This is a genomic window from Pseudobacteroides sp. (genome assembly GCF_036567765.1).
Taxonomy (GTDB): Bacteria; Bacillota; Clostridia; order Acetivibrionales; family DSM-2933; genus Pseudobacteroides.
Map to the genome: position 1 here is coordinate 1 of NZ_DATCTU010000029.1, position 5,627 is coordinate 5,627.

Genomic DNA, 5,627 nt, shown 5'->3' on the forward strand with positions numbered 1-5,627 from the left:
GTACAATACCACATTAGTATAATTGTGGAAATTATAGCTGGAAATTTTAATAAAATTTTAACTGATTTGTGGGGGTGAAAAAGAAAATTTAACTCTCAAAAGTCAGATAAATAAAGCCCTCGGAGTTTCCGAGAGCATACCTATATCTTAAAGGAGGTGACTTGTTCCGAATAGTGTATACAGTGTATTTGTAGAAATCATTCTAAATTCAGGGGGAATATAAATGAAAGGTAAAATTAAAAGATTCATTGCATCTGTGCTGATTACAACGTTTGTAGCAGGGGCTGCTAATATTCCGGTAAGTGCAGAAGAGCTCTTTGGTTTCGGCAAGGAAAAAAAACAGGATATCACAAACCGAGGAATTAACGATTGTGCTGATGGTAAGATTTTGAAGGATGTTAATGATTTAAAAGTAACGTACAATAAAGAGCCTGAAAAGCCTGAACCCCATCCAGAACCAGTATTTGATGAAAGTGAAATAACAGATATGCATAGTGGATGTCTAGATCTGAAGGAAAGAAGTCAAATTATTGTAAAATACAAGAATATACCTGAAGAAGATTTAAGGGATATGGTTAAGGATAATATTAAAGACGATATTATAGATATGCTTAAAAGTACGCTAAAAGACAAACTTAAACTTTCAAAGCTTAGAACCAAGAAAAAAATGAGGAATATAGAGGTTTTAGAGATATCCGAAAATGATGATTCTGAAAATCTTCTGAAGGAGCTTCGTGAAGACTCTAACGTGGAGTATGCTCAGATGAACTATAAACTTTATACAAATGGAATTCCTGCAGATGAAAAGTTTAGCAGTCAATGGGAGCTTTACAACACATTACAGGTTGCGAGAGGACAAAAAGGCATAGCAGGAGTTGATATAAATGTAATTCCAGCTTGGGATATTACAAAGGGAACTAAGGATGTTGTTGTTGGTATACTTGATACAGGAATTGATATTAAAAATGATGAGATCAAGGATGTCATATATATAAATCAGAATGAAATACCTGCTAATGGTATTGATGACGATAAAAATGGTTATGTAGATGATGTAAATGGATATGATTTTGTGAATAATGATAGCAATGTTTATGATTCCAGATCTATTGATGTTCATGGGACCTTTATTGCGGGTTAGATAGCAGCAGAGTCTAATGACAACGGAATATCTGGTGTTGCTAATGTGAAAATACTTCCTCTAAAATTTATAAATGGTGATGGAGGTTATACAAGTGATGCAATTGAAGCTATTGAATATGCTCAAAAAATGGGTGTGGAGATAATCAATTGTAGTTGGGGGTCGGCTTATTATAACAATGCCTTGAAAAATGCAATGGCTGATAGTGGAATTCTTTTCACATGTCCTGCAGGAAATAACAGTATGAATGTAGATCAAATGCAGACTTATCCCGCATGTTTCGATTTGGATAATATAATATCAGTAGCTGCAATTGATAATCGTGGAAATCTTGCAAGCTTCTCTAATTATGGAGCTGAAATAGATGTAGCAGCTCCAGGGGTGAACATCTATGGAATAACGCCTGAAAATAACTATACAACGATGAATGGCACATCATTCTCAACAGCTTTAGTAACAGGAATAGCAGCATTAATTAAAAGTAAATATCCTGATGAAACTTATATTGATATTATTTCAAGAATAAAAAACAATGTTGTAACATCTACAAATCTTAAAGATAAAGTTTCAACAGGTGGCAGAGTTGATGCATACGCCGCTGTTAAAAACAAAAAGCCACAACCTGATAATAATGACAGTTTTAGAAATGATCCGATGCACTCAACTAATGAAAATAATGTAAATACAATAATGGAGTCAAATGATCTTCTAGAAAAGATACACTATGGAGAAAATGGCATTAATCCAGCAACGGGTAATTTTTCAAGGACTTTTATCGATATGAGCCTTGATATACCGGGTTTTAAACTGAATATAAGCAGATCTTATAATTCAAAATCGAACACTATTGGTAAGTTTGGTAGAGGATGGACGTTTGGATTTGATGGAAGTGTTTACGAGGATACATCTACTGGTATTAAATTAATTACAGTTTCATTACCTAATGGTAGCATACAGACATTTTCAGGATACAGCGATGGAATAAACTTCAGAGCAAATGACTCAAGAAGCAAACTGGAAATAGTTAACGGAAAGTATGTTTTAACAACAAAAGACCAGTATGTATATACTTTCAATAGCGTAGATTCAACAAGCCATTATGGATATTTAAGTGAAATGAGAGATAAGAATGGGAATTGTATATCTATTCAGGTTGACAATAAAGGCAAGATAACAAAGATTACAGATTTAGCTACAGGAAGATATTTTGATGTTATTAATAGTACATATACAATAAATAACGAGACATATAATTTTATAACTTCAATAAAACAAATGAAAGCTGATGGCACTACAATAGTAAGAAGTACTGATTATGTATACACGAATAATAATCTTACAAGTTTTAAGGACCCGGCAGGAAATAATTATATATACGCATATACTACTTATCAAGATAAGACTAATCAAACAAATCAAGATTATTTAACACAGATAAAGGACCCGAGCCTTGCATTTGAAAGTATGGTTTATTACCAAACGGGAATACATCAGAATAAAGTATATACTATAACTGACAGATTTAAAAACACCCATACTTATGTGTATGATGATATAAATATGAGGACTACAATAACAGATTCAAATAATAGGAAAATAATAAAGGAATATGATCAATACTATAACGTTACAAAGTCACAAGACCCTGAAAATAATGTTACTAGGTTTGATTATCCCTATGAGAAATGGACTTTCAAGGCCAATATGGGATTTGACGGGTTTGTGGGTGGAGCAGTTACAGTAAACGGGAAGATATACGCAATAGGTAGAAACGGTGATGGAACTGTTGAAGAATATGATCCTATTAAAAATAAGTGGGTTAGAAAAGCCGATATGCTTGTACGACGATATGAACCAGCTGTAGCTGCTGTAAAAGGGAAGATTTATGTTATAGGTGGCAATGCCAGTGATTATCCCAATGGGGCTGTTGATACTATTGAGGAATATGACCCTGTTAGTAATTCATGGACAATCAAAGGTGGATTGTGGAAAAATGGCAGTGGGGTATGGCAAAGTTATGGTAATGGTATGCCTACAAAAAGGTTTGGTATGGGTGTTGCTGTTTTAGATAACAAAATATACCTGATTGGTGGATCGAATAGAGATATTTCTTTAAAATCTGTTGAGGAGTATGATCCATCTGCCCCGCCAGGAAGTGCGTGGAGAATAATGCAAGATTTACCTATTGCGAGGTACGAACTTAGTGCTGCAGCAGTAAACGGAAAAATATATGCTATTGGAGGTTGGAGTGGAGGTGTAGAATTAGCTTCAACTACTGAATTTAACCCAAATTACGGATTAAAAGGCAACTGGGTTGATAAATCAAACATGTTTTATGGAAGAAGAGAGCTGGGTGTTTGTGAAATAAATGGGAAAATTTATGCAATTGGCGGATATAATGGAGCTGGTGGTGGAAGTGTTGTAGCAAATAAAGTTGAAGAATATGATCCCATCTATAATATATGGAGAACTAAAGCTTCAATGAGCCTAAACAGACGCTCTTTAGGTGTAGTAGCCTTAAATGGAAAAGCTTATGCTATGGGGGGAGGATATACCGATGTAGAAGAATATCAACCCGATGCAGCTAATTTTGGCGGAGAGATAGCGGTATCAATTGATAACTTAACAACTACACCGGCATCGGAGTTTTCACCTGTTGTATTTGGTGAGTCCCATAGTCTATCTCTTAACTCTGATGGAGAAGTCAGCGTATCAGGCTATAATTCCGAGGGGCAATTAGGTCTTGGAGATAACCAAACAAGAACTATAAAGCAAATAATCGGAGGAATGAAAGACGTTAAGCAGATAGCGGTAGGATCAGGTTCAACTTATATACTAATGAATGATGGCACAGTAAAGGTATTTGGAAGGAATATCTTTGGTCAGCTAGGTATTATAAATGATAAAACAAATAAGAATTTTCCGTACACCTTGCAAGGAGTCAGTGGAGTTAAAAAATTAGCAGTTGGATATGACCATGTAATAGCACTTTTGAACAATGGAAATGTATTGGCGTGGGGAAAGAACAATTTTGGACAATTAGGATTGGGATCAGGAATAAGTGATTCTGTCCCAGCTCAGATAACGCAGTTAAGTAACGTTCAAGATGTATATGCAGGTATGGATTTTTCTTTTGCTAAGCTAAGCAATGGAAAAGTAATGGTATGGGGAAGGAATGACCAGAATCAGTTAGGACTTGGAGCTACAGGCAATAAATATACTCCAGTGGAAAACGCAAGCCTTTTTAATGCTAGTCAGATATCAGGAGGGTTATATCATTGTATAGCACTTATGTCAGATGGAAAATTAAAAACATGGGGAGGTAATGCTTATGGGCAATTAGGATTTGGTGATCTTAATGCAAGAAGTTTGCCTACAGAAATTACATCATTGACAGGTACAGTAAATCAGATTTCTGCCGGAATATATAGCAGCTTTGCATTAACAAAGGATGGAAAAGTAGTGGCTTGGGGTTATAATGGAAACGGAGTATTAGGGATTGGAAATAACGTATCCAAAACTAGTCCAACATTTATACCTAACTTGACAGGTATAAAGCAAATATCGGCAGGATTTTACAACTGTGCCGCAATCACGAATAATGATATTATAAAGGTGTGGGGTTACAATGTTGGGCAGCTTGGACTTGGTAATTACGAAGATTCTTATTCACCTGTGACAATAAATAGCAACAGAACCGAATATTTAAGAGATGAAAAGGATAACATCATAAAAGTGACAAAGCCTGATGGAGGATATAAATTAAACTTTTATGATTTTAAGAATAGTATTATCAAGCAGCAGGATGAATCAGGAAGATTGACTTTTTACGTTTATGATACCAATGGAAACCTCTTAAAGAAGGTGCAGCCATTAAATGGAACAGATGAATATATAGAAGGTACCAGTGATACTTCAAAATTTTCAATTACAGTGCATGAATACTATGCTTCGCCTGGTGAAAAGCCTATTAAAGGTCTGCTAAAATATATGTATGATCCCGAGTTTACCAGCTCCAAGACTACATACAATTATGACCACAACTATTACTTGAATTCTGTGAAAGATAATAATCAATATGAAACGACATATACATATGATGATAGAGGATGGAAAACAAGTCAGACTTCACCTAAAAAGTTCAAAACGGATTATTATTATGATCCCAATGGACGTTTGATAAAAATTGTACAAAATGATGGAAATGGTAATGGTACAAATGGAACAAAGCAAATAACAAAATCAAGTATTACTAGAATTACTTATGACAAGATGGGTAGGATAACGAAGGAGGTTCATCCAAACTTATATAATTCTGCTTATGATAATTTAGCCACTAATGAGTATACCGGATTAACCCCTTAAGTTTGGACAATTTCTAAATGAATCTTTTGTTATCTTAATATTTGAAAATTTCCAGTTTTTCAAGCGGAAAAAGTTTTTGCAAGAATCCAGTTTACAACGAGCCTCACCTATATGAGTAGTC

The 5,627-nt window shown here is 34.7% G+C and carries 1 protein-coding gene and 1 pseudogene; both read left to right on the top strand.

Features of this window, described 5'->3' with window-relative positions; all coding sequences use genetic code 11:
- Nucleotides 1-667 precede the first annotated feature (667 nt).
- Nucleotides 668-2,965 (top strand): annotated as a pseudogene (locus tag VIO64_RS04345) (S8 family serine peptidase); the annotation flags it as partial.
- A gap of 9 nt (nucleotides 2,966-2,974) precedes the next feature.
- A complete protein-coding gene (locus tag VIO64_RS22980; RefSeq protein WP_422662543.1) occupies nucleotides 2,975-5,506 on the top strand; it encodes a Kelch repeat-containing protein in 2,532 nt (843 codons plus the stop codon).
- Nucleotides 5,507-5,627: the final 121 nt, after the last annotated feature.

Excerpts from the sequence above, each read along its gene's own strand:
- VIO64_RS22980 (WP_422662543.1), top strand. The coding sequence starts at position 2,975 with ATGCTTGTACGACGATATGAACCAGCTGTAGCTGCTGTAAAAGGGAAG.